The sequence below is a fragment of the Acinetobacter sp. AOR14_HL genome, from assembly GCF_027855175.1.
Classification (GTDB): domain Bacteria; phylum Pseudomonadota; class Gammaproteobacteria; order Pseudomonadales; family Moraxellaceae; genus Acinetobacter; species Acinetobacter calcoaceticus.
The window spans coordinates 44,142-67,589 of the sequence record NZ_JAKTII010000019.1 but is presented as its reverse complement, the minus strand read 5'-3'; the positions used below and the strand labels follow the sequence as shown (position 1 = coordinate 67,589).

Here is a 23,448-nt window from a genome sequence, read left to right as displayed (position 1 = left end):
TTGGGCATGCCTTTTTCTTTTTAGTCATATAACTCTATCGTGTCGTGTTTGGGCTGTGTTGGAAGTTGTTGATCATAAAATTTAAAGCACCATAAAATTAAAATAACGACAGTGAATATAGTGAAACCTTTTAAATACTTCATGAATAATTCAATCAAGTGAATGGTCTTGATAAAATTCTAGCGAAGGTGATCTATCTAATCTAATATAGAAAATAGACTTAATGATCTAATTTTGAGATGGGAATGCTCACTTTAAAACAATTTCAATATTTTATAAAAATTGTTGAAGAAGGCAGTTTTACGGCTGCTTCAGAAAAGCTCTTTATTGCTCAATCAGCTTTGAGTCGGCAGATAAAATTATTAGAGGAAGAAATTAACTTTCAACTATTTGATCGTACTGACAAGAAAGTAAAACTTACAGCAGCAGGAGAGGTCTTTTATAAGAAAATAAAAGATAACATGCTCTACTTAAATGAAATTATTGATCTTTCTAAAAGTATTTCGGAAGGGAAAAACCGCCAGATTAAAATTGCTCACTCAAGCAGTATTGTCATGGATCATAGAAAAGTTCAGATATTAAAAGAAATTAGCTTAGCTAAGCAGGTAAATTTTGAGGTGAATACCCTGTCATCTGAGCAGCAAATTTTAGCTTTAATGAGTGGAGAAATTGATATTGGTTTGATAAGACCGCCAGTATTGCATAGCCTTGAAGAAATAACGATTTTGAAATTATATGAACAGCCCTTATTTGTCGCTGTCTATATTGATCACCCTAAATTTAAACAAAAACAAAGTATCCAGATAAGAGATTTAGTAGATGAATATTTTGTTTCAACTCCACATCCAAAGCGGGGAGGTTTGAGCTATCTAGTCTCAAATTTGTGTGTAGGAGCTGGTTTCTTGCCTAAAACAGCGGTAGTCCAATCTCGTAAGATAACCCAATTACACTTAGTCGCTGCAAATTTGGGTATTAGTATTGTCCCTCAAGAATTTGAACAAATATTACCCAAAAATGTAAAACTGATTCCGCTGGAGAATAAGAACCTTTTCTCTGAAGTAGTTTTAGCTTATAGAACAGATCAAAGTGATCTGATTCAATCTTATGCTGAACATATCTACGAACTGCTACAAGCGTGCATATGCTGAAATAATTATTGTAGCCCGGTGTGCTCGCTAATAAGAAACCTATATTCGCTATCACCGTCTAACTGACGCTCCTGAGACATAATGTCTATTTTAGGGCGTTTATGTTGATAGAATTCTAAATTGATGCAACCACTATTATTAATTGCATAGCGAATATAGTAATTATCTGGCTCTAAAAAAATTGTTGCTTCTTCAAATGAGTGCAGAGATAGAATTTTTTTCTTATCGTGAAAAATCACAGAAGGACAATCTAGTAATCCATTTAAATATTGCTTTCGCATGACATGGATCCGAGCTTGAGGAGCCGTTCCTTTCAATAAATATTGTGGTTGATAAATCCTTTTTTCCGGTACTTTTTTGAAAACTTCTATAACGTTTGTATCGGGAATGGCATACGCCAAACTAAACGATGTCAGTAAGTAACCGCCTAATAGTATTTTTTTCATAAAGTTACATCATCATTTTTGACAAGTACAATATGAAAATCATGCAAAAAAGAAGCCAAACCTGATTTTAAAAAGTCTGTCTGATCAACTGTTTGGCATATTTAAAAAGGATTGAAAAACCCGATGCTTAGGTAGGTTGCCCTAAACGATAGTAAGTATAAGTGACGCTATCATCTTTGTAGACATCATAGCTGTTTTGTTTGAAGTCAGAGACCCATTCACTTCCTGTATAGCCAGCAATATGTCCATAAACGTGATTGCGAGTTCTGTGAATGATGTAAATATCGCCTTCTTGTGGCTCATCAAATGATGGATCTATCTCTTTGTAGCCAATCTTTTTGAGAGTGTCTCCCCAGTCTGAAGCTGCAATGGGGTGATTCCGAATATCTGCACCAGCAGATTCGAGAGCAAGGCGGATACTACGTGCACAACGAGCTTTACTGCGTCTTGAGGTAATACTTTCTAATTTAGCTACGAATCTATCAACATCTATTGCTGGAGTATCGGAAGTTTCAGTTTGATGATTACTAGGTTTCATGGTGAAAGGATAAGGGAGACTTGGAGTGCTGTGGGATACAACAATGGCTGCCTGATTTGAATCCTGATACATATAATTATCAGCTACTTGTCCGTCATAAATAATCATCGTGAAATCTCTACCGTACTATCTATATCCATATTAAAAAAATCACCACCTACCTGTGGCGTTCAGAGATACTAATAGGCGTACCTTAAAAGTTTTGTTTGTGTTATGTAATAACGTATCTTTTTTCCAGATATTGCTACTTAGAGATCAAAAGATATTTATTAAAATGAAACATAAAAAAATTTAACTTAAGTTATTGATATTTTTATTTAAAAATAATTAATCAGAGCTTAAATTTGAATATTTTAATTCAGTCATTGCGAATATACTCAAAATCTAAGTCCCTGATTTAAAATGCCACATTTTCTTACAATTTAAGAAGCCATCACATGCTTAAGCCTGATGTTCTTTTAAATATTCCTCAGTACGAATTAAAGCTGCTTGCATGTTGCTAATAGCCTGTTCAACATCACCTAAAGTTTTTGCATTTCCGCCACTTAGCGCCTGACGCCATTTACGCGCACCTGGTAAATTCTGGAATAAACCCAAAATATGACGTGTAATGATGGAGAGTGGAGCACCTTCAGCCATACGCTGTTCAATATAAGGTAGCATTTGTTCCATAATCTCGAATCGATCTGGAGCTTCCAAATTCCAAAGCTGACCCATTTCCGCGAGTAAGTATGGATTATGATAGGCTTCACGGCCAATCATGACACCATCAACATGCTGTAAATGTGTTTGAGTTTCAGCAAACGTTTTAATGCCACCGTTAATTTCAATGGTGAGATGTGGGCGCTCTTGTTTTAAACGATAGACATCTTCATAGCGTAAAGGTGGAACTTCACGGTTTTCTTTTGGTGACAGGCCTTTCAAAATAGCAATACGGGCATGCACTACAAAATGAGTGCAGCCTGTTGCTGCAACTGTATCTACAAAATGAAGCATCTCTTCATAAGAGTGCATGTCATCAATCCCGATACGGTGTTTCACCGTTACCGGAATGTTTACTGCTTTTTGCATAGTGTGAATGCATTCAGCAACCAAATCTGGTTCTGCCATTAAGCAAGCACCGATTTTATTGTTCTGTACACGGTCACTTGGGCAGCCTACATTGAGGTTAACTTCATCGTAACCCCAGTCTTCAGCCATTTTTGTGCAGGTCGCAAGCTCTTGTGGGTTTGAACCGCCTAACTGTAATACAATAGGATGCTCTTGTGCACTGTAGTCTAAATGGCGTTTAGCATCACCAAATAGAATCGCACCTGTGGTCACCATTTCGGTGTATAGCACAACATTTGGGTTAAACAAGCGCGCAAAGAATCGATAATCCTTCGTTGTCCAATCCATCATGGGTGCGACAGAAATACGAGGTTGTAACGATTGAAGTGATTGCATAACCAATAGCCCAAAAGTCGCTAAATTAATGAAAGGGCAGCATTATACGAGGTTTATGCTTGAATCGACAGAGGCATTTATCCGAGTAATTTATAACCACCCTTGTGTTGAATATAGGGAGATGATTTATAACAAGTTACCTTATTGGGAAATCATTTTCTTTTTTTGTAAGATAGCATCAAACAAGCTAAACAAAATACAAAGTACAACTAACCCAATACCAGCAAGGCAAGTCATGGTCCATCCGCCACGGTTCCACGCAAAAATTCCTAATGCTGAACCTCCTGCGCCTCCAATAAAGTAAGTGGTCATATAGATAGCATTAATACGAGATTTTGCATCTGGTCGTAAACGGAAAATAATACTCTGGTTGCTTGTGTGTACGAGTGCTAGCGCTAACTGAATTAAAGCAAAACCAGCAATATAACTCGCAAGCAAAGTTTGTCCATAATAAAAGCAGAGCCAGCTTAACAGGAATAAACCACAACCTATCCATGTGAGTAGAGTAGTACGTCCCTGATCGGCATATTTACCAATATAACGGGTTGATAAGGCACCAAAGATACCGACTAAAGGTACTAGTCCAATAAATAGATCAGGTAAATGATGTGCTGAGGTGAGGAGTAATGCGATGGTGGAATATAAAATACTCACAGATGCGAAGGCGAAAGCACCTGTAAGCGCTCTTAATAATAGTCTTTTCTCTTGTTTTAAAAGCTGACCCATGGAACCAAATATCTGTCCATAATTCATTTTCATGCGTAAAACATAAGGCAAACGACTTTTTAAGGTATATGCCAACAGAAGCATTAATATGCCGCTTACCACATAAACCACTTTCCAGTGGAATAAGTTAGAAAATAGGCCAGCCAGACTGGTAGAGAGTAAAATACCCACTAATAGACCACTCATTAAAAAACCAATGATCTCGCCAGTTTTTTCAGGTTTTACAGTCATTGTAGCAAGTGGAATAAGCACTTGAGCTGCCACAGAAAATAAGCCTGCTAAAATTGTACCGATCCATAGCATGGGTAAGTTAACAGCAAAAGCAGAAGTAAATAGGCCAACTGCACAAAGCACCATCAAAAACGGAATAGCCTTGGCTTTATTGACGATATCACCCATGGGAACAATAAAGAGCAGTCCGAGGGCATAAGACACCTGAGCAAATGTAACAGTCAATGCGGCTTGTGCTTGAGTAACAGCAAAGTCTTGTTGAATGGAGTGAATAAGAGGCTGGCAATAATAATTCACACCTGCACATAAGCCACATGCTGCTGCCATCAACCAAAGTAAAGGTTTATTTTGACTGATATCTTCAGGGGTAGACATGATGTTCTCTCGATTTTATTAGGTGTATGCGGTTGCTTCGACTTCAATGAGCATATGCTCTAATGCAAGGCGTGGTACAGGAATGAGTGTACAGGCTGGAAAAGGATGATTTTTCCATAAATTCTGCATAACTTTAATTAAAATTTCATGTTTTTCGACCGAGTGGTCAACAACTAAAACTCTTAATACGGCAATGTTGCTAAGCTCTGCATTGGCAGCAATTAAAGCATGCTTAATGTTATCAATAGCCTGGGAAACTTGTTCTTCAAAGTTTGGGCTTAATTCACCTTTTGAGTTTTCGCCTCCTTGACCTGCAATATGAATAATCTTTTTAAAGTTTTCTACCACAGCAACATGACTATAAGCATTTGGAGTAGGGTCGTATAAAGTTGATGGATTTATTATTTTAAAAGTTTCTTGATTCATGGGACTCAACCGTTCAGTAAAATTTAGATGAGTATCCAACCTCAACTTAAGTTGAGGTCAAGAGAAATTAGTATTTTAATCTTTTCTTTCTAAGGGTAATTATCATGACACCTGCAATATTTAAAATACAGCCTACCCATTGCCACATATTGAGATGTTCATTTAAAAAAGTAACCGCGAGCAAAATAGTTAAAACTGGTCCTATTGAAGCAATCATGGCAGATTGAGAGGCGCCAAGTCGCTCAATACTTTGCATGAGCATAACGGTAGGTAAAACAGTGACCAAAAAGCCAAGTCCGACGCCGTACCAAATTACATTAGATGGAAGTTGTAATAGAAGTTGAATCGGCTGAGGAGTGCTTAATACATAGTGCGTTAATGTACCAATACAAGCGATTGTTAAAGCTAAACCAGTGAAATTCCAAGAACCAAATTTTTTAATTAATGGCGGTGTCAGTAGTAAATAGCCTGCAAAAGCTACAGCACTCGCAAACACGAGACTTGTGCCTAACCAGAAGTTGCCCTGAATTGGTGCATTGTTGTGCTCTTGAAGCATGACCAATACAGTTCCACCATAACTAAGAAAAATGGCAAATAAACTTTTTGCATCTAATTTTTGTTTGTAGAGCAAGCTTGAGACTATGACGGTGAGAGTAGGATATAAAAATAGAATAATTCGTTCGAGTGAAGCACTAATAAACATCAGACCCATAAAATCGAGCCAGCTGGCAAAGTAGTAGCCTAATAGACCAGCAAAAATTAAAATTAGCCAATCCTTCTTTTTTATGCCCTGATTATGATGCCTGTTAAACCAGCAAATTAATAGAAAGAACGGTAAAGCGCTTAACATGCGTAAAGCCATCAGGACTGTAGCGTCTACTAATGGAGAAAGGGCATAAGTCTGTTTAATAAAGATTGCTTTTGTACTGAATAGAAAAGCAGAGCAAAGAGCAAAAAAAGACCCGATTTGAAACGAAGATAAAGAAATTTTCATATACAAGACTGTATAAGAGAGACTGTTGTCTGCAAAAAAAGAAAAAGCTTCCTATGTTACACCTCAAATCAAATATCGTGAATCATCAGTTCAAAATATGGGTATTTATTAAATAAATATTGGGTGGTATTTTAAAAAAGTTCAATTAGAATCCAAATTCTGTACAAAGAATACACATGGGGGAAACATTGCAGCTTAGCAATGTTTTTGACAATGAGAAATTAGCTTGAGGAACGCTCATGCAAATCGGAATCCCAACCGAAACTGTCGTCGGTGAAAATCGTGTAGCTGCTACGCCAGAGACAGTAAAGAAGTTGATTAGCGCTGGTCATAGCGTTGTGATTGAACGTGGTGCCGGTGTAAAGGCTGCGTACATTGACAGTGCTTATGAACAGGTCGGTGCAACCATTACGGATGATGCCTATACGGGTAGTCAAATTATTTTGAAAGTTCGTGCGCCACAAGGCGGGGAAATTCAAAAACTTCCAGCAAATACTGCTGTTGTAGCAATGTTTGATCCTTATCGTAATACCGAGCTAGATCAGTTTGCGAATCAGCAAGTTTCTGCTTTTGCATTGGAATTGCTTCCTCGTACGCTTTCTCGTGCGCAGAACATGGACGTATTGTCTTCTCAGGCAAACCTTTCTGGTTATAAATCAGTTTTGCTTGCTGCCGCTGAATATCAACGTATGTTCCCAATGCTTATGACTGCTGCTGGTACTGTAAAACCTGCTCGTGTTGTGATTATGGGCGTGGGCGTTGCAGGTCTTCAGGCAATTGCAACGGCAAAACGTTTAGGTGCAATTGTTGAAGCAACTGATTTACGTCCTACAGCAAAAGATCAAGTTGAATCTTTAGGTGGTAAGTGGTTAGACGTACCAATGTCTGAAGAAGAGCAGCAACGTGCAGCGGACGCCGCTAAAAATGGTTATGGATGGATGCCGGGTGAGCAATACATCAAAGACCAAGCCGCGATTGTTGACAAGGCTGTATCTAACGCTGACATCGTGATTACAACTGCATTGTTGCCGGGTCGTGATGCACCGCGTCTGATTAAGGCTGAAACTGTTGCCAAGATGAAACCAGGCTCTGTCATTTTAGATATGGCTGTTGAAACTGGTGGTAACGTTGAAGGCTCTAAAGTGGGCGAGACTGTGTTTACAGAAAATGGCGTGAAAATTTTGGGTGTTCCAAATATTCCGGCAACTGTAGCGACAGAAGCTTCCGCACTATATGCGCGTAACGTATTCAATTTCGTAGAAACTTTATTCGACAAAGAGAAAAACTTTGCGATTAATCAAGAAGACGAAATCCAAAAAGCCCTATTGGTCACTCATGGCGGTCAAGTACTGCTTAAGCGTGGTTAAGGAGATTTCTCATGGTTGAAACTATTACAATTTTCGTCCTTGCCATCTTCGTAGGTTATTACGTAGTTTGGGGTGTTACACCAGCTTTACATACACCACTTATGGCAGTAACCAATGCGTTGTCATCTATTATTGTAGTGGGTGCAATGTTGCAAACTGTGGGTCTGCCTATTTTGGGTGTAGATGCTAACGTTGCATTTCAAAGTGTGAATGTGGTGAGCGTACTGGGTGCGATTGCGGTATTTTTGGCAAGCATTAATATTTTCGGCGGCTTTGCAGTAACTGCACGCATGTTGGAAATGTTCAAGCCTAAGCAAAAGAAATAAGAGGGCTTTGACATGGAATTTATTCAAGCAAATGCAAATTGGTTGTACCTTGTAGGCGCAATTCTCTTTATCTTGACGCTTCGTGGTTTGTCTGGCCCTAAAACAGCAATTCAAGGTAACCGTTACGGTATGATCGCGATGGCGATTGCTGTAGTTACGACCTTCTTTGTTGCGAATAACCCAGTCATCTGGATGATTGTTGGTGCAATGGTGTTGGGTGCAATCGTTGGTATTGCGCGTGCTCGTACTGTGCCAATGACTCAAATGCCTGAAACTGTTGCGTTGATGCACTCGTTAGTTGGTTTGGCTGCTGTCCTAATTGCAATTGCTGCAATTTTACATAACAACCAACTCACTGAATTGTTTGCTCAAAATGAGGCGGCTTTAACTGCGGCTGGTGTGCAACATGTGCACATGAGCAGTGTTCACTTATTTGAATTGTTCGTAGGTTGTTTTGTTGGTGCGATTACCTTTACTGCATCTGTATTTGCATACGGTAAATTGGCTGCAAAAAAATGGGCGAAAACGATTTCTGGTGCATGGGTTAAACCGGTTCAAGCGCTTATCTTTATTGCGATGTTGGCTTGTGGTTTCTACTTCTTTACCACTGGCAACATGACTGCATTCTGGGCAATGACAGCACTTGCACTTGCATTTGGCTGGGTATGGATTGCACCAGTTGGTGGTGGTGATATGCCTGTAGTGGTATCACTTCTTAACTCATTCTCGGGTTGGGCTGCGGCAGGTATTGGTTTTACACTTGAAAACAACATGTTGATCGTTGCGGGTTCTCTCGTAGGTTCATCTGGTGCGATTCTGTCGTACATCATGTGTAAAGCAATGAACCGTTCAATCATCAATGTATTGTTTGGTGGTGCAATGGGTGGTGCAGCGGTTGCTACAGCTGCTAAAGGTGAGCAAGTTCAGCGTAACCACCGTTCTGGTTCTGCTGATGATGCTGGCTTCTTGATGTCAAATGCGGATAGCGTTGTGATTGTACCGGGTTATGGTATGGCGCAAGGTCGTGCACAAAATGCTGTGAAAGAATTGTGTGAAATTCTAAAAGAGCAAGGTGTTCGCGTTCGTTTTGCGATCCATCCAGTTGCTGGTCGTATGCCTGGTCATATGAACGTATTGCTTGCTGAAGCAGACGTAGCATATGAGGACATCTTGGAAATGGATGAGATTAACTCAGACTTCCCTGCAACTGATGTGGTGCTTGTAATTGGTGCAAACGACGTAGTAAACCCTGCTGCGAAAGATGATCCAACTTCACCAATTTATGGTATGCCGATTCTTGAAGCACATAAAGCACGTACAATCATGGTGATTAAGCGTTCTATGGCAACAGGTTATGCAGGTCTGGACAACGATTTGTTCTATAACGAAAAAACAATGATGATCTTTGGTGATGCTAAGAAAGTTGTTGAAGATATGACAAAAGCAATCAATGGTGGTGGTCACTAATCTGACCTCAAACATGATTGTAAAAGCCACCCGAGGGTGGCTTTTTTATTTGGTCTATTTGTTTAAAGAAATTTTTCTAAAAGGTCCATTGACTGTTGATAGAGGTCACGTGCAAGTTTCTGATTTTTTGCGTGTGAAGATTTCCAGTCTGGCATATGCGCACTGACATATTCGCCATTGCGATTCTGCCATGCATCTCCGGTTGCCATTTCTGTAATGAGATTTGCTGGAACTGAGGTTGGGACTAAGCCTAATTTCATCGCTGCATAAACTGGTTTTGGTAAGTCGCGATAAATATCAGAAGCGACACCACCAGGATGCAATGCATTGTTGGTAATTGAACTACCTGCTAGTTGTTCTGCTAATGCATTGCTGAATAGTAAATTCGCAAGCTTCGATTGCCCATAATAGAACAGGGGATTGTAAAAACCTTCTGCATGAAACTTGTTAGGTTTAATGGATCCCACCCAGTGTGCGATGGATGCGAGATGAATAATCCGTGCTTGCGGAGATTGTTGTAAAACTGGAAGTAATTTTTGAGTTAGTAAAAAATGGCCTAAATAATTAACACCAAATTGCTGTTCGAAACCATCGACAGTCAGTTGTTTGGTTTTGGCAAATAACCCTGCATTGTTAATGAGTACATCAAGGCTACCATAGCGATCTGCAATCTCGTTGGCTGTCTTTCGAGTTAATTCAAGACTGTTTAGATCGAGAGAAACTAAATCGACTTGTCCTTGGTTGAGTGAGCGTAATTTATTTTGTGCAGCTTGAGCTTTTTCTGGATTTCGACACGCTAAAATAACATGTTGCCCTTGTTTAACGAGTTGTTCTGCTGTGGCAAAGCCAATCCCTGTGTTGGCGCCCGTAATTAATATTCTCACTTTCTGTGCTCCGGTTATGCTATTTATTGGTGAGGACTTCAAGAGTTTGTATATTGCTGTAAATTTGACAATTTGTCATGTCAAATTTAGGTAAGACCGACGATCAGTTCTTATATAACTAAAGCCAAAGAGTTAATTCGAATGTTTTTTTGATACTGAGGGTGTGAAATGATTACTGGAAATCAAAAAAGTCATACGCGAGAAATTCATGGCAGAACAAAGTGTCCTTGTGAAAGCGGGAGAACATACGCGCAGTGTTGTAAACAAACTGATCTAAAGTGGTGTGTTAATGATAATGGGGTGGTATTGAAAAAAATTCCATTAATAGACGAGGCAATAAAACTTTTACGACAAGCTGAAGAACACTTCTTGCAAGTATTTGAGAGAAAGCCTCACAAAAATGATCCAGTATTTCTTGCTAAATATCTGCTGTCAGATGTTGATATACAGCGTGAAATGGTTAGGGGTATGGAGGAGGCTAAAATAGCACCTGAATTCATTTACGCATATCAAAAGACTGATGGGCTTTTATTGACAGAGGAAAATGAAAAGCTAGCAACAGGCAAGGATTTAGAGGATTGGAATAATGCAATTGATGAGTATTTTAGTGGAGTTTCAAAAAAATTAAGTAAATTAGAGGTTTTATTCCAGTCTTTTACTGAGGAGGTTTCCGCTTGTATTATTTGTATTGGTTATATTTTGGAAAATGAAATATTAAAGTCAGCAATAAAAGAAAAAAGTTCGAGTAAATTTTTTACTGTGGATGACTATGTGCTTTTACATGTAACACAGACTGCAAATGCTCTTCGAGCTATTGATGTATTACTAAATGAAAGAATGAGTAGTAATAGTCTGCCTTTGGTAAGACATATATATGAAAATTATATCCATATTGTTTTTGCAGTGAATTGTCCTGATCAACTTATAAATTTAATTGATGTGCCTGTGGGGTTGTCTCAGGGATTGTATGTATATGCTAAAAATAATAAGGGAGATGAGGATAAAAGAGTAATTATTAGGAAGTCTGATGGAAAGAAATTTAAGGGATATATTTCGAATTATTCAATGTTAAATAGTAGTAGGTATGAAGAAGATATTTTACTATTTGATTCTTTATATAAGTTTTTATCAGATTATACACATCCATCATTAACTAACCTTTCTTTAAGAATGGAAAAAGATGGTCGGATGGATCATTTGAAAAATGGTTTGGAAGGGGAGGCTAGATTCTATTCGATATGCATCTCTGGAATGGTTTTGGATCAAATGAGAAGCTTGAATTGTGTTTCAAAAAGAGCAAAAAAAGATATTAGGGTGATCGCTGGTAGAATTTCTAGAAAAGCTAATGAGTTGTTAGATCTACTATATGTTGAAGAAAAACCTGAGCATATCAATATACTACAAACTAGAATATCGAAATTGGGGTCTGGCTCTCCTTTTTAATTCTTATAACTAGCAAATAAATAAAAAAAGCGGCTCAAAAGAGCCGCTTTTTTTAAAAGCAAAATTTTAAGCAACCGACTCTGGAGCGGTACGCCATAAGCTTTCTAAATCGTAGAATTTACGAGCTGTTGGTAGCATCACATGTACTACAACAAAGCCGAGATCAATCAAGATCCATTCTGCATCTCGTTCACCTTCAACGCCAATCGGGCGGAAACCGGCTTTTCGAGCTTCTTCTGCAACATTGTCAGCGAGTGCTTTGACATGGCGAGTAGAAGTACCACTTGCAATTACAATAGCATCAGAGACATTGCTAATTGAGCTAACATCTAACTGGAGAATATCTTTTGCTTTTACATCAACTAAAGCGTCATGAACAACTTTGAGACAAGTCTGTACGTCTTTATTTGAGGTGTTCATTGCGAAATCGTGAGAATTAGACACGCTGGGCGATGGTTCTAAATTCATATAGGGTACATTTTCCTGACAATTACTCACTATCTAATATAGTGGTTTTCGCGCTAAATTTCAATCAGAAGTCGTAACAGTTTATATATTTACATCATCCGAAAAATACTTTTTCTTCCAGGTAAATGACTGATTTGAAGTATTTTCAGGCTTATATTCTGCTGCAATATAGTTTTGATAAGAGCTTTGCTTTAACCAAGAAAATATTTGTTCATAAGGGATTTGGGCTGTATCTGGTTCATGACGGCCCGGACAGTCCGCAAATTGAATATGTCCAATTAAGTTAATATTTTCTTGCAAACCCTCAAGTACATCTTCGCCCATCATCGCCATGTGATAGCAGTCATATTGCATTTTTAGGGCAGGGTGATTGACCGCTTCTAGCATTTCTTGTCCCTGCGCAATGTTCTGCACCAAAAAGCGTGGCATATCTGTACCGTTAATCATTTCAAAAACGGGTTCTATACCGTGTTCACTAAGTAAGTTACAGGCAAGTTTTAAATTAGCTGCTAATGTTTTCAAACAAGGGAGTAGGTCGGCATCTAGAGGCTGTTTCCCTGCCAAAATGTTAACACGGGGAACTTTTAAAGCAGTGGCATAGCTAATCGCTAATTCTAAAGCTTCACGAAAAGCTGTTTCTTGACCGGGTACGCCAGCTAAACCATTTCCGCCTTGCATAAGATCACCAGCAGGCACATTGATTAGGCAGAGGCTAAGGTTGTAGCGTTCGAGTTGAGTTTGAATATCTGAAATAGCCAATTCATAAGGAAATTGAATTTCTACATATTCAAAGCCCTGTGCATGCGCCAGAGCAAAGCGTTCAATTAAAGGAACTTCGGTAAAAATCATGGATAAATTGACTGCAAGACGACCCATACTCAAACTCCGTTTATTTTTGCTCTATTAATTGAATCATAGTAGCTAAATCTTTCTCAGCAAAGCCATTTTTTTGGTGAGTTTGTAGCTGTAGTAGAGCTTTTTGTGCAACTGGGATGTCTAAATTAACATTGTTAGCCAATGTTACTGCGTTGTTAAGATCCTTGGATAATGTTTGAACTTTCCACTGAACTGGTTCAAAGGTATGAGTTGCCATGCGTGGAGTTAGAATTTGAAAGGGTTTGGAGTCAGCAAATCCACCAGCTAGAGCAGGAGCAAGCAAAGTTGTATCTACACCAGCTCGATCTGCAAGTGCGACAGCCTCTGCAATAAGAGCGCTGTTTGCTGCAACAATAAGTTGATTACAAATTTTGGTGGCTTGGCCAGTTCCTGTATCTCCCATGCGAGTCACACGTTGGGATAGAACATTATAAATAGGAGTTAATTCTGTAATGGTTTGAGCATCACCGCCTGCAAAAATGACAAGTGTGCCTTGTTCTGCACCTGCTGTTCCACCTGATACAGGTGAGTCAATCCATGTGACCTCATGGGTAGCAGCTGCTTGAGCAAGAGTTTTCGTTGCGGCAACAGATAAACTCGAGAAATCAACAATAACCTGTTTAGCTTTTAAGTTAGGCTGAATTTGCTCAAATACTGCTTCTACTGCTTTGTCATCTGCCAGACAGATTAAAATAACTGGATACTCACCAATATTTGAAAGTTCTAAAGGTTGTGCACCGATATCAATAAGTTCGTCACATGCAGAGACGGTTCGATTCCAAACAGCAACTTGAAAGCCAGCTTGAATAAGGCGGGTTGCCATCCGACTTCCCATAAGCCCTATGCCTAAAAAAGCAATAGGGGTGTTGCGATCAAAATTCATAATCTAAGCTCTTATTTATATTGGCGTGGTAAAAAATTAACTTCCGGATGTTTGTCTTTTTTACGAGCAAGTTTGCTATTTTTACCAAGTAATAATTTAAGTTGCCAGATTTTTTCTAGACGTAATGACTTTTCTGGTTGATGTTCCATTGCGTCAAGTACACGTTTTGCCGCAGTGAGGGCATCAGGTGAGCGCTGCAACATTTCAGATGCAATCTCATTTGCTCTCTCTAAAGGAGAATCACTTAAATGAGTTACAAGACCAATTTCTTTTGCATAGTTTCCATCAAAAACACGGGCAGTTAAGGTGAGTTCTTTTGCAAGGTCAACGCTAATTAAACCTTTTAATGAGCGAGTAAGTCCCATATCAGGAACTAAACCCCAGCGGCTTTCCATAATCGACATTTTTGTTTCTGGATGAGAAATTCGAATGTCAGCAGCCAAGGCGAGTTGCATACCAGCGCCGAAACAATATCCTTCTAGTGCCGCAATAACAGGTACAGGTAAATTCTGCCAAGTCAGAAATGCTTTTTGAAAAAGACTTTGTCCTGGTTTTACAAGTTCCCAAATGGCAAAAGCAGAGTTTTTAGGATTGTTGAGGTCAGATAAATCAATGCCAGCACTAAACACATTTCCTTCGCCTGTCAAAATAACACAGCGAATATCTCTATCCTTTTTAATTGCTTTTGCAGTTGAAACTAATTCTTTTAATAAGGCAAAACTCATCGCATTGCGTTTGTCTGGACGGTTTAAATATACCGTTGCAATGCCATTATTTTTTTCAATACGTAAGAGTGCCATGAGATTCCCGCTTCTTTTTTTATAGATGAACGGAGCATAACATGGCTGTAATCTGGAAACATGACAGCTCAGTCATGCCTATTTGGTAGATATGTTAGTCAGGTATCACCAAGATCTGGTGAGCAGCACTTTCTACCTCTTTAACGACAAGACCTAATTCATCAAAGCGCTGTATAACTTCTTCAGTGAAGCCTTCATCTGCTATACGGCGTTCTTTACGTAACGTTGAAATAAATTGTTCAAAGTCACCTGTAACTTGCTGTAGTTTCGGGACACCTACATAGCGAGTGGCACCATACAGGCGATGTAAAACATGCTCAAGTTGAGGGAAGTCTTCAAGCTCAATGAGCTGCTGCATTTCGTCTAGCTCAGTTGGAAAACTATCAACTAACATTTTGAGTAGATCTTGTGCTAAGTCTTCTTTATTTGCTGCAAGTTGCAAACTTTGTTGCCAGTTTAAAATTTGCGGGTCTAAAGCTTCTGCAACTACGTGGTGGTCTTTATCTATGGCTTTTGCTGTAAAGTTGTTTTTAGTCCATTGCGTTAAGATCTGGATGATTTGCTCCATTTGAATTGGCTTGGTGACATAGTCATTCATGCCTACTTTAAGAAGCTTTTGCTTTTCATCGGCAAGGGCATGGGCCGTTAACGCAATAATTGGAAGCTGCATTTCTCCATCGAGCGTTGACTCTAAAGAACGGATAGCACGTGTGGTATCAATGCCCGACATAACCGGCATTTGGATATCCATAAATACCAAATCAAATGGTTTAAGTTTTTGGTCAATTCGTTCTTGAATAAGGTTAAGCGCTTCTTGACCACTTAACGCTTTAGTTGTTTTAACGTTTAATTCACCCAACAAAGCTTCTAAAACAATTAAGTTTGGTAAATGGTCATCTACTGCCAGAATGTGTAAACCCTGACCATTAAAATCTTGTTGTTCTTCTTCAAAAATAGGTTGGTTGCTTAATAATTGAATGAGTCCACTACGGCTTAATGGTTGATATAGAGGACGAGCACGATATTCACTGAGCATGTTTGGCTCAAGCGTCATTTGATAGCCATAGACGGCTAAATTGCCTTGATAACGGCTACGGATTTCTTTTAATAACGCTTCGGTATCACCGCTATGATCAACGATAAGCCACGTATTATCTTTTTGATCGAGATGTTTTAAACGACTAAACAAGTCCAGAATCGATTGTGTTTCGATATGAGGAACATGGTAGTTTTCAAGGTAATAACGTAAAACACTTGCTGTAGCAGGGTGAGCAAGATAAGACACCACTTGTAAATGCTCAAAGTGCGGATGTTCGATTTCGTAATCTTCATCTACCACAAATTGTGCGGTAAACCAGAACGTAGAGCCTTTTTCTGTCGGTGCACGTTCTTGATTGTCCTCAAAACCAATTTGACCATGCATCAGATGAACAAGCTGTTTAGAAATGGCAAGGCCTAAACCAGTACCTCCAAATTGACGTGTAACTGATGCATCACCTTGCGAGAATGATTCAAATAATTTTTTACGATCTGTACCACTTAAGCCAATACCACTATCTTGAACACTAAAATGAAGCAGACATTGCCCAATATCATCATGTTCCATACGAACACGAACAATAATCTCACCATCTGGAGTGAACTTGATTGCATTAGAAATCAAGTTGGTCAGAATTTGCTTGAAGCGTAAAGCATCACCAATCACTTGTTGTGGAATATTGTCGGCATAGTAAAAAGCCATGGCGATATGTTTTTGAGCAGCCAAAGGAGACAGCATATCCATGACATCAAAAATGGCTTCTTCTAAGTCAAATGGCGCTGTTTCAAGCTCTAACTTACCTGCATCAATTTTTGAGAAATCTAATACATCGTTAATTAATGCCAATAAATGGGCAGATGACTTGCGAATGGTTTGTAAATAAAGATTTTGTTCATTATTTAAATTTTGCTGACGAAGCAATAAATGAATAAAACCATCAATACTGTTGAGAGGCGTTCGAAGCTCATGACTAATATTGGCAAGGAAAACTGACTTTGCCTGATTTGATGAAATCGCTTGGTCACGTGCTTGGCGATAGGTAATGTTTTGGACTTCTAAGGTATCTAATGTTCTGCGTAAGTCTTCTTCTGTCTGTTCAGTGTGTTCTTTTAATTCTAAAAAGCTAAAGTGCAATCGCTTAACAACGTTTGCGATGTCTCGCTGTAGTAAGCGTAGTTCCCCAGTACTATTAATGACTAGGTGCTGGTCTAGAGTATCTGCATTTAGACGTTGTAACTGCATGCGAATTTCATACATCGGCGCAATCCAGCGACGAGAATAAAAATTCAAGCAAAGTAAAAGTAACAGTAAGGTCATTAATCCAGTAATGACGAGAGCAATCATAATGCGATAACGTGCCAACTCTAGGGGCTGGTTATCCATTTCAATCACTAACCAGACAGGCGCTTTTCCAGCTTTATTACTAATCTGTAGGCCATAAATATTGTTGTGGTTATAAGAGATTGGACCAAAAAAACTATTACTACTGGGAAAGCTAGGCCAATAACGATTATCACGGTAACCAATACTTAAATAAGTCTGTCCGTTGTTATCGATGAGTACTGCGCGTTTAAGATTTTTTTCGCTAAACATGCTTTGCATGATGTGCTGAGCATGATCGTATTCATCGGGCTGTAGTTCGACCAGCGTATACAAATCTTTCGCAATTTGATTGTAGCGAGCTAAAATTGCTGAGGCATGATGTAGCTGTTGTTGTTTTACCGAATGTGACGTTTCAGTTAAAACCAGAAAAGCACCGACCCCTGTTAAAATCATAATCGGCACAAAAATTAGAGCAATCAATTGCCCATATGCATGATTCAGACGTAAGCGTTTCGATAAGGTTTTATTGAAATTAGACATGGCTACATCAGATTTATCTCTCTGTACGGCATCTTATCACGCTTTATTTTAAAACAGACGGCATTTTATAAATGACCGCGCTTTAATCGCTTTCATGAAAAAGCATATTGAAATGGGTGCAGTACCGAGCATTTTTTCATACAATAGGCCCACCTCGATATAGGTGTTGATCATGAGTAATACACAACCTGACTTTTTAGCTGACGAATTTTTGTTAGATCACTATGTAGGTAAGACACCTCTAGTTCGTTTGCAGCGATTGGCTTCTCATACGCAAGCGACGGTTTTAGCAAAATTGGAAGGTAATAATCCGGCAGGTTCTGTAAAAGACCGTCCTGCATATAACATGATTATGCAGGCAGAAAAACGTGGTCAAATTAAGCCAGGTGACACTTTGATTGAGGCAACCAGTGGTAACACGGGTATTGCTTTGGCAATGGTTGCTGCAATGCGTGGCTATAAAATGAAACTTATTATGCCAAACAACATGAGTCAGGAGCGTAAAGATGCGATGCTGGCTTATGGTGCAGAGCTGATTGAAGTAACACCGCAGCAAGGCATGGAAGGTGCACGTGATTTAGCCTTGCAAATGGAAAAAGAAGGTAAAGGTCATGTTTTAAATCAGTTTGGTAATCCCGACAATGTTGAAGCTCATTACTTAACGACTGGTCCTGAAATTTGGAAACAAACAGGTGGGAAAATTACCCATTTTGTAAGCTCAATGGGTACGACTGGTACCATCATGGGTGTTTCTAAATATTTAAAAGAACAAAATCCAGATATTCAGATTGTTGGTTTACAACCAGCGGATGGATCAAGTATTGCTGGTATTCGCCGTTGGCCAAAAGAATATTTACCTACTATTTTTGATAGTAGCCGTGTGGATCGTACCATTGATATCCCACAAATTGATGCTGAAAAAACCATGCGTAAATTAGCACGTATGGAAGGCATCAGTGCGGGTACATCCTCAGGTGGTGCGGTATGGGCATCCATCAAAATTGCAGAAGAAAATCCAGATGCTGTTATTGTTTGCATTATCTGTGACCGTGGCGACCGCTACTTGTCTACAGGACTGTTTTCAGTACAGGACGATAACTCATAATTGAGAGAAATAATGCGTTTCCCAACCTTAGTTTTTGATATTGAAACTTTAACTGATTTAAAAGCGGGAGCGCATTTATATCATCTTGATTTGCCAGAGGCTGATGTAGAGCAAGCATTGACTAAACTGCGCCGTCAAGAATCTGGCATGGATTTTCAGCGCTTACCATTGCACGAAATTGTTTGTATTTCTGGTCTATGGATTGATGAGTCTGGTTTTAGATTGTTTTCTTTTAGTCGGGAAAACTATTCTGAAGCCGAGATTTTGCAGAAATTCTTGTCAATTTTTGATAAGCGTCATCCGACTTTAGTGAGTTGGAACGGCTCACAATTTGATTTACCCGTTATTCTATTTCGCGCAATGTATCATGGGCTTTCTGCACCGGGCTTGTTTGATCAAGGTGAGATTGATAGCCAGAAGCGTTTTAATAATTACCAAAACCGTTATCACCATCGTCACATTGATTTAATGGACGTGATGGCAATGTTTAATGGGCGTAATTTCCAAAAACTTGATGATATTGCCTGCATTTTAGGTTTGCCGGGTAAGCGCGGCGAGTCGGGTTATCATGTGCCGGAATATGTCCGTACGCAGCAGTGGTTAAAACTGACCAGCTATTGTGAAGGAGATGTACTTAATACATGGTTCGTCTATGTACGTTGGTTGTTATTAAAAGGACAATTAACTGTAGATGAGCATAATGATTGGGTAAACTCTAGTATTGATTATTTGAAAAATATTCCTCAGCAAGCAGATTTTCTTGAAGTATGGGAACGTACCTCAAAACATACTGAATTTACTTCACATTATTTTAATCCTTTAGATTTTTAGGTTCATCCTTTGAAACAACAAGCCAAATCTCGCAAGCCCCAACAACCTGAATATATTTTTCAGGTTGAAACACTTTCTCATGAGGGGCGGGGAATTGCGCATTATGGTTCTCATCCTGATCATCCCGCAGATAAGCATGGCAAGAAAGTTTTTATTCGTTATGCATTGCCCGGAGAAACTGTAAAGGCCAAGATTACCCATCAAGCAAAGCGTCTTGAAGAAGCTGAGATGGTGCAGTTGTTAGGAGAACCGTCAACTCATCGTATAGATGCAATTTGTCCTCATTATGGTATTTGCGGTGGCTGTAGCATGCAGCATATCCATCCTGATGAACAAATCCGTTTAAAGCAAAGTGTACTCCAATCACATTTACAGCATTTTGCAGGTATTCAACCTGAACAGTGGCTAGAACCGATTCGGTCTTTACAAAGTGATTATCGCCGCCGAGCACGAATTGGTGTGCGATATTTGCCGAAGTCAGATCGCTTAATTATGGGGTTTCGTGAACATCATAGTAATCGCTTAACTTCTATCCATAGTTGTAGCGTTTTGGATAAAAATTTATCAAATAGTTTGCCTGAGTTACGCACTTTACTCCAAAGTCTAAAAGGCAAAGCGCATATTGGTCATGTAGAATTAGCAAAAGGTGATCATGAAATTTCTTTATTGGTTCGTCATGTAGAAAAATTAAACAATTCTGATGTCAACCAATTAAAGCAATTTGCGTTAGAAAAAGGGTGGCAGTTGTATTTGCAACCTAAGGGCCCTGAAAGTATTCATCGTATTGATGATGAAAAAGGCGCTTCACGTTTACATTATGCTTTAGAGAGGTTTAATGTAAATTTTGCTTTTTCGCCATTGGATTTTACGCAGGTCAATGCCACAGTAAATGAACAAATGGTTCAATTGGCATGTGAATTGCTTCAATTGCAATCAGGTGAAAAAGTACTTGATCTATTTTGTGGTTTAGGCAATTTCTCACTCCCGTTAGCACGATGTGTTGGTGAGAGTGGACAGGTTGTTGGTGTGGAAGGGAGTGAAGAAATGGTGAAGCGAGCAACAGCTAATGCAAAATGCAATAGTTTGGTGCAGGCAACCTTCTTTTCACAAGATTTAACAAAAGATTTTTCGCATCATTCTTGGGCAAATCAAGGATTTGATGCATTATTGATTGATCCTCCTCGTGCTGGTGCATATGAAATTATGCAGTATGTATCAAATTTTGGAGCAAAAAGAATCGTTTATGTGTCATGTAATCCAGCTACACTGGCAAGGGATGCAGGTGTTTTGGTCCAATATGGTTACCAGTTAAAAAAAGCAGCGGTGATGGACATGTTTACGCACACAGAACATGTTGAATCCATTGCACTATTTGAAAAAATTCAAGAGATAAACGATTAAAAACATGAGTTACATATTGAGGAGAATGGTATGGTCACAGTACGTGAACAGTTACCTGAACAACTAACTGAGTTGTCCGAGGAAACGACTGTAGAGCATGCCGCCGAAACGCAAATCGGTTTAGCCTCATGGTTGGATCGGGTGCGTGAAATATTAGATGGGGCGAAGCTTGAACAGCTTGAAAAAGTTGCGAATGAAACCCTGCAAAAAGAGTTAGCATCAACGGTTAATCATCGGTCCAATACTTTCGCTACTGGCGTTGGAATGGCCGACATTTTGGCACATCTCCATGTAGATGAAGATACTCTATCGGCAGCTATGCTCTATCGTAGTGTGCGTGAAGACATTACTGATATAGAAGAAGTAAAAAAGAAATTTGGAGATCAGGTCTATAACCTTGTCAAAGGCGCTTTGGCAATGGGTAAACTCTCGGAACTCATTGAAAAAAATAAGCGGTTAGAAGACCACTTCAATAACAATCAACGAGAACATTTAAGTGGCATTTATAAAATGCTGATTTCGGTCACCGAAGATGTTCGTGTTGTTTTAATTAAACTTGCTGAACGTACCTATTCTTTACGAGAGCTGGCAAATTCCTCTCGTGAACGTCAAGAACGTGTAGCACGTGAAATTCTTACTATTTATTCGCCATTGGCACATCGACTCGGTATTGCTCAGCTTAAATGGGAACTTGAAGATCTCGCTTTTCGCTATTTAGCTCCAGATCGTTATAAAGAAATTGCGTCATTACTGAATGAAAAACGTTTAGAGCGTGAACATTATATTCAGTTCGTGATTGATCGTTTAAAAAATGAGTTGGCGTCTTACGGAATCGAGTCAGAAATCACAGGTCGGGCAAAGCACATTTATTCGATTTATCGAAAAATGAAAAGCAAAAACCTGAGTTTTGATCAGCTCTATGATATTCGTGCCCTACGTGTGTTGGTTAATAGTGTCCCAGAGTGTTACCACTCTTTGGGTATTGTTCATCAAATCTGGCGTCATATTCCTCATCAGTTTGATGACTATATTACCAACCCAAAAGCAAATGGTTATCGCTCTTTGCATACTGCTGTAATTGCTGAAAATAAATCGCTTGAAGTACAAATTCGTACTCATGAGATGCATGACGAAGCAGAGTTGGGTGTATGTTCGCACTTTAACTATAAAGAAGGTTCAAAGAATACCGACCATTCCTTTAACCATCGTTTGCATTCATTGCGTGCCGTTCTAGAACACTACCAAGAACGCAATGAAACGACAGTACATCAAAACGAAGATGAAACAGAAGGCTTTGATCAACTACAAGATTTTGAAGGTTTTGAGAAGATTTATGTTTTCAGTCGTGATGGTGATATTAAGGAATTGCCTCGTGGCTCGACAGTTTTAGATTTTGCTTATCATGTGCATACGGAAGTAGGGAACAAGTGTTACGCAGCGCGAGTTAACCAGCGTTATGTGCCATTAACCTATACTTTAAAAACTGGCGAACAGGTTGAGATTTTAACTAAAAAAGATCGTGATCCAAACCGAGATTGGTTGGTGAATTCTTTAGGTTATATTAAGACCTCTCGTGCTCGTGACAAGTTGCGTCATTGGTTTAGACAGCAAGATCGTAGTAAAAATCTTGAAGTAGGCCGTGAACTTCTTAATAAAGAGTTAGCTCGTCTAGCGATTCACCCAAAAAGTATCGACCTAAATGATTATTCATCACATTTTAATGTAAAAACAGGTGATGACATTTTGGTGAGTCTGGTAAGCGGTGATATTAGCTTACATGCCTTGATTAATCAGGTGAACCGCCAAATGCATCTAGATCAGGATGAACCTGAACTAGTGCTTAAACCAGCATTAAATCCACGTGCTAGCCATACGTTGTCGGCTCATGGAATTTTAATTGATGGTTTAGACAATGTAGAGTTGCACATCGCTCAGTGCTGTCAGCCCGTGCATGGTGAGTCAATCGCTGGATATATTACTTTGAACCGTGGTGTCAGTATCCACAAAGTCATTTGTTCAGATTATCAGCGTATGATTAAGCAGGAACCAGAGCGTGCTGTTGAAGCCGATTGGGAAATGCAGCCAACACGTGGTCAAAGCGTTCAAATTGTGGTGGAAGCTTATGATCGTCGTGGTCTGCTTAAAGACTTAACTCAAGTGATTTTCTCTGACCAAATCAATATTCGTCAGGTTAATACAATTTCTGAGGCAGATGGTATTGCCAATATGAAGTTGTTAATTGAGGTTAAGGGTTTAGCACAGCTTTCTCGCTTATTGGCACGCTTAGAGCAGCAACCTGGGATTATTAGTGCGCGACGCATGATTCAAGGTGTTTAAATAAATTGAGTAAAAAGGCTGTCAAATG

Annotated in this window: 22 protein-coding genes; 9 read left to right on the top strand and 13 right to left on the bottom strand. The window is 39.2% G+C overall.

What is annotated here, in order from left to right; translation table 11 throughout:
• Positions 1-20: 20 nt before the first annotated feature.
• The gene (locus tag MKL38_RS17535) at positions 21-143 is read right to left on the bottom strand and encodes a hypothetical protein (protein WP_080547764.1); all 123 of its coding nucleotides are present in this window, start codon (positions 141-143) and stop codon (positions 21-23) included.
• Between the two features lie 96 nt (positions 144-239).
• Here MKL38_RS17535 and MKL38_RS17530 point away from each other — a divergent pair, with 96 nt between their 5' ends.
• The gene (locus tag MKL38_RS17530) at positions 240-1,148 is read left to right on the top strand and encodes a LysR family transcriptional regulator (protein WP_270903922.1); all 909 of its coding nucleotides are present in this window, start codon (positions 240-242) and stop codon (positions 1,146-1,148) included.
• 5 nt (positions 1,149-1,153) lie between these two features.
• Here MKL38_RS17530 and MKL38_RS17525 read toward each other — a convergent pair whose 3' ends face one another.
• From MKL38_RS17525 to MKL38_RS17500, 6 genes are all read right to left on the bottom strand, one after another.
• Positions 1,154-1,549 carry a hypothetical protein gene (locus tag MKL38_RS17525; RefSeq protein ID WP_270903932.1) on the bottom strand — a complete coding sequence of 132 codons (396 nt, stop codon included), beginning with the start codon at positions 1,547-1,549 and terminating at the stop codon, positions 1,154-1,156.
• A gap of 172 nt (positions 1,550-1,721) precedes the next feature.
• Entirely contained in the window at positions 1,722-2,240 is a 519-nt protein-coding gene (locus MKL38_RS17520) for a hypothetical protein (protein WP_056482797.1), read from the bottom strand.
• Between the two features lie 333 nt (positions 2,241-2,573).
• Positions 2,574-3,578, bottom strand: coding sequence for a tRNA dihydrouridine(20/20a) synthase DusA (gene dusA / locus MKL38_RS17515; RefSeq protein WP_005044783.1), 1,005 nt, complete (start codon positions 3,576-3,578; stop codon positions 2,574-2,576).
• Between the two features lie 141 nt (positions 3,579-3,719).
• Positions 3,720-4,910, bottom strand: coding sequence for an MFS transporter (locus MKL38_RS17510; protein ID WP_005036838.1), 1,191 nt, complete (start codon positions 4,908-4,910; stop codon positions 3,720-3,722).
• 18 nt (positions 4,911-4,928) lie between these two features.
• On the bottom strand, positions 4,929-5,336 hold the full coding sequence (locus MKL38_RS17505) for a RidA family protein (protein ID WP_045435110.1): 408 nt from the start codon (positions 5,334-5,336) through the stop codon (positions 4,929-4,931).
• A 67-nt stretch (positions 5,337-5,403) separates the two neighbouring features.
• A complete protein-coding gene (locus MKL38_RS17500; RefSeq protein ID WP_270903921.1) occupies positions 5,404-6,330 on the bottom strand; it encodes a DMT family transporter in 927 nt (308 codons plus the stop codon).
• Positions 6,331-6,569: 239 nt separating this feature from the next.
• Between MKL38_RS17500 and MKL38_RS17495 the strand changes: the two genes are divergently transcribed.
• From MKL38_RS17495 to MKL38_RS17485, 3 genes are read left to right on the top strand one after another with little or no spacing between them, the layout of a single operon-like run.
• Positions 6,570-7,697, top strand: a complete 1,128-nt coding sequence (locus tag MKL38_RS17495; RefSeq protein WP_004641209.1) for a Re/Si-specific NAD(P)(+) transhydrogenase subunit alpha — start codon at positions 6,570-6,572, stop codon at positions 7,695-7,697.
• A gap of 11 nt (positions 7,698-7,708) precedes the next feature.
• A complete protein-coding gene (locus tag MKL38_RS17490; protein WP_003654992.1) occupies positions 7,709-8,023 on the top strand; it encodes a proton-translocating transhydrogenase family protein in 315 nt (104 codons plus the stop codon).
• Between the two features lie 12 nt (positions 8,024-8,035).
• Positions 8,036-9,490: an NAD(P)(+) transhydrogenase (Re/Si-specific) subunit beta gene (locus tag MKL38_RS17485; protein ID WP_017391250.1), complete on the top strand. Its 1,455-nt coding sequence runs from the start codon at positions 8,036-8,038 to the stop codon at positions 9,488-9,490.
• Between the two features lie 62 nt (positions 9,491-9,552).
• Here MKL38_RS17485 and MKL38_RS17480 read toward each other — a convergent pair whose 3' ends face one another.
• Positions 9,553-10,374 (bottom strand): SDR family NAD(P)-dependent oxidoreductase, encoded by an 822-nt coding sequence (locus MKL38_RS17480; RefSeq protein ID WP_270903920.1) that lies wholly within the window; start codon positions 10,372-10,374, stop codon positions 9,553-9,555.
• 168 nt (positions 10,375-10,542) lie between these two features.
• On the opposite strand from MKL38_RS17480, the gene MKL38_RS17475 reads away from it, so the two are divergent.
• On the top strand, positions 10,543-11,817 hold the full coding sequence (locus tag MKL38_RS17475) for an SEC-C domain-containing protein (protein ID WP_270903919.1): 1,275 nt from the start codon (positions 10,543-10,545) through the stop codon (positions 11,815-11,817).
• A gap of 66 nt (positions 11,818-11,883) precedes the next feature.
• Here MKL38_RS17475 and rsfS read toward each other — a convergent pair whose 3' ends face one another.
• The 5 genes from rsfS to MKL38_RS17450 form a co-directional block, all read right to left on the bottom strand.
• Positions 11,884-12,285, bottom strand: a complete 402-nt coding sequence (rsfS, locus tag MKL38_RS17470; protein ID WP_003654998.1) for a ribosome silencing factor — start codon at positions 12,283-12,285, stop codon at positions 11,884-11,886.
• Positions 12,286-12,366: 81 nt separating this feature from the next.
• Positions 12,367-13,161: a hydroxypyruvate isomerase family protein gene (locus MKL38_RS17465; RefSeq protein WP_045126305.1), complete on the bottom strand. Its 795-nt coding sequence runs from the start codon at positions 13,159-13,161 to the stop codon at positions 12,367-12,369.
• 13 nt (positions 13,162-13,174) lie between these two features.
• Positions 13,175-14,044, bottom strand: coding sequence for an NAD(P)-dependent oxidoreductase (locus MKL38_RS17460; RefSeq protein ID WP_270903918.1), 870 nt, complete (start codon positions 14,042-14,044; stop codon positions 13,175-13,177).
• Positions 14,045-14,055: 11 nt separating this feature from the next.
• Complete coding sequence (locus tag MKL38_RS17455; RefSeq protein ID WP_005036819.1) at positions 14,056-14,844, bottom strand: crotonase/enoyl-CoA hydratase family protein; 789 nt, start codon at positions 14,842-14,844, stop codon at positions 14,056-14,058.
• A gap of 94 nt (positions 14,845-14,938) precedes the next feature.
• Complete coding sequence (locus MKL38_RS17450; protein WP_270903917.1) at positions 14,939-17,746, bottom strand: GacS-like sensor histidine kinase; 2,808 nt, start codon at positions 17,744-17,746, stop codon at positions 14,939-14,941.
• Positions 17,747-17,918: 172 nt separating this feature from the next.
• Here MKL38_RS17450 and cysM point away from each other — a divergent pair, with 172 nt between their 5' ends.
• Genes cysM through MKL38_RS17430 form a run of 4 tightly spaced genes read left to right on the top strand, consistent with a single transcriptional unit; the run spans position 17,919 to position 23,420 of the window.
• Positions 17,919-18,851, top strand: a complete 933-nt coding sequence (cysM, locus tag MKL38_RS17445) for a cysteine synthase CysM (RefSeq protein ID WP_005036815.1) — start codon at positions 17,919-17,921, stop codon at positions 18,849-18,851.
• A 12-nt stretch (positions 18,852-18,863) separates the two neighbouring features.
• A complete protein-coding gene (locus tag MKL38_RS17440; RefSeq protein ID WP_005036811.1) occupies positions 18,864-19,682 on the top strand; it encodes a 3'-5' exonuclease in 819 nt (272 codons plus the stop codon).
• Positions 19,683-19,691: 9 nt separating this feature from the next.
• The gene (gene rlmD / locus MKL38_RS17435; RefSeq protein ID WP_270903916.1) at positions 19,692-21,083 is read left to right on the top strand and encodes a 23S rRNA (uracil(1939)-C(5))-methyltransferase RlmD; all 1,392 of its coding nucleotides are present in this window, start codon (positions 19,692-19,694) and stop codon (positions 21,081-21,083) included.
• A gap of 30 nt (positions 21,084-21,113) precedes the next feature.
• Positions 21,114-23,420: a RelA/SpoT family protein gene (locus tag MKL38_RS17430; protein WP_270903915.1), complete on the top strand. Its 2,307-nt coding sequence runs from the start codon at positions 21,114-21,116 to the stop codon at positions 23,418-23,420.
• Positions 23,421-23,448: the final 28 nt, after the last annotated feature.

Excerpts from the sequence above, each read along its gene's own strand:
- MKL38_RS17535 (WP_080547764.1), bottom strand. The coding sequence starts at position 143 with ATGAAGTATTTAAAAGGTTTCACTATATTCACTGTCGTTATTTTAATT.
- MKL38_RS17530 (WP_270903922.1), top strand. The coding sequence starts at position 240 with ATGGGAATGCTCACTTTAAAACAATTTCAATATTTTATAAAAATTGTT.
- MKL38_RS17520 (WP_056482797.1), bottom strand. The coding sequence starts at position 2,240 with ATGATTATTTATGACGGACAAGTAGCTGATAATTATATGTATCAGGAT.
- dusA (WP_005044783.1), bottom strand. The coding sequence starts at position 3,578 with ATGCAATCACTTCAATCGTTACAACCTCGTATTTCTGTCGCACCCATG.
- MKL38_RS17510 (WP_005036838.1), bottom strand. The coding sequence starts at position 4,910 with ATGTCTACCCCTGAAGATATCAGTCAAAATAAACCTTTACTTTGGTTG.
- MKL38_RS17505 (WP_045435110.1), bottom strand. The coding sequence starts at position 5,336 with ATGAATCAAGAAACTTTTAAAATAATAAATCCATCAACTTTATACGAC.
- MKL38_RS17500 (WP_270903921.1), bottom strand. The coding sequence starts at position 6,330 with ATGAAAATTTCTTTATCTTCGTTTCAAATCGGGTCTTTTTTTGCTCTT.
- MKL38_RS17495 (WP_004641209.1), top strand. The coding sequence starts at position 6,570 with ATGCAAATCGGAATCCCAACCGAAACTGTCGTCGGTGAAAATCGTGTA.
- MKL38_RS17490 (WP_003654992.1), top strand. The coding sequence starts at position 7,709 with ATGGTTGAAACTATTACAATTTTCGTCCTTGCCATCTTCGTAGGTTAT.
- MKL38_RS17485 (WP_017391250.1), top strand. The coding sequence starts at position 8,036 with ATGGAATTTATTCAAGCAAATGCAAATTGGTTGTACCTTGTAGGCGCA.
- MKL38_RS17475 (WP_270903919.1), top strand. The coding sequence starts at position 10,543 with ATGATTACTGGAAATCAAAAAAGTCATACGCGAGAAATTCATGGCAGA.
- rsfS (WP_003654998.1), bottom strand. The coding sequence starts at position 12,285 with ATGAATTTAGAACCATCGCCCAGCGTGTCTAATTCTCACGATTTCGCA.
- MKL38_RS17465 (WP_045126305.1), bottom strand. The coding sequence starts at position 13,161 with ATGGGTCGTCTTGCAGTCAATTTATCCATGATTTTTACCGAAGTTCCT.
- MKL38_RS17460 (WP_270903918.1), bottom strand. The coding sequence starts at position 14,044 with ATGAATTTTGATCGCAACACCCCTATTGCTTTTTTAGGCATAGGGCTT.
- MKL38_RS17455 (WP_005036819.1), bottom strand. The coding sequence starts at position 14,844 with ATGGCACTCTTACGTATTGAAAAAAATAATGGCATTGCAACGGTATAT.
- MKL38_RS17450 (WP_270903917.1), bottom strand. The coding sequence starts at position 17,746 with ATGTCTAATTTCAATAAAACCTTATCGAAACGCTTACGTCTGAATCAT.
- cysM (WP_005036815.1), top strand. The coding sequence starts at position 17,919 with ATGAGTAATACACAACCTGACTTTTTAGCTGACGAATTTTTGTTAGAT.
- MKL38_RS17440 (WP_005036811.1), top strand. The coding sequence starts at position 18,864 with ATGCGTTTCCCAACCTTAGTTTTTGATATTGAAACTTTAACTGATTTA.
- MKL38_RS17430 (WP_270903915.1), top strand. The coding sequence starts at position 21,114 with ATGGTCACAGTACGTGAACAGTTACCTGAACAACTAACTGAGTTGTCC.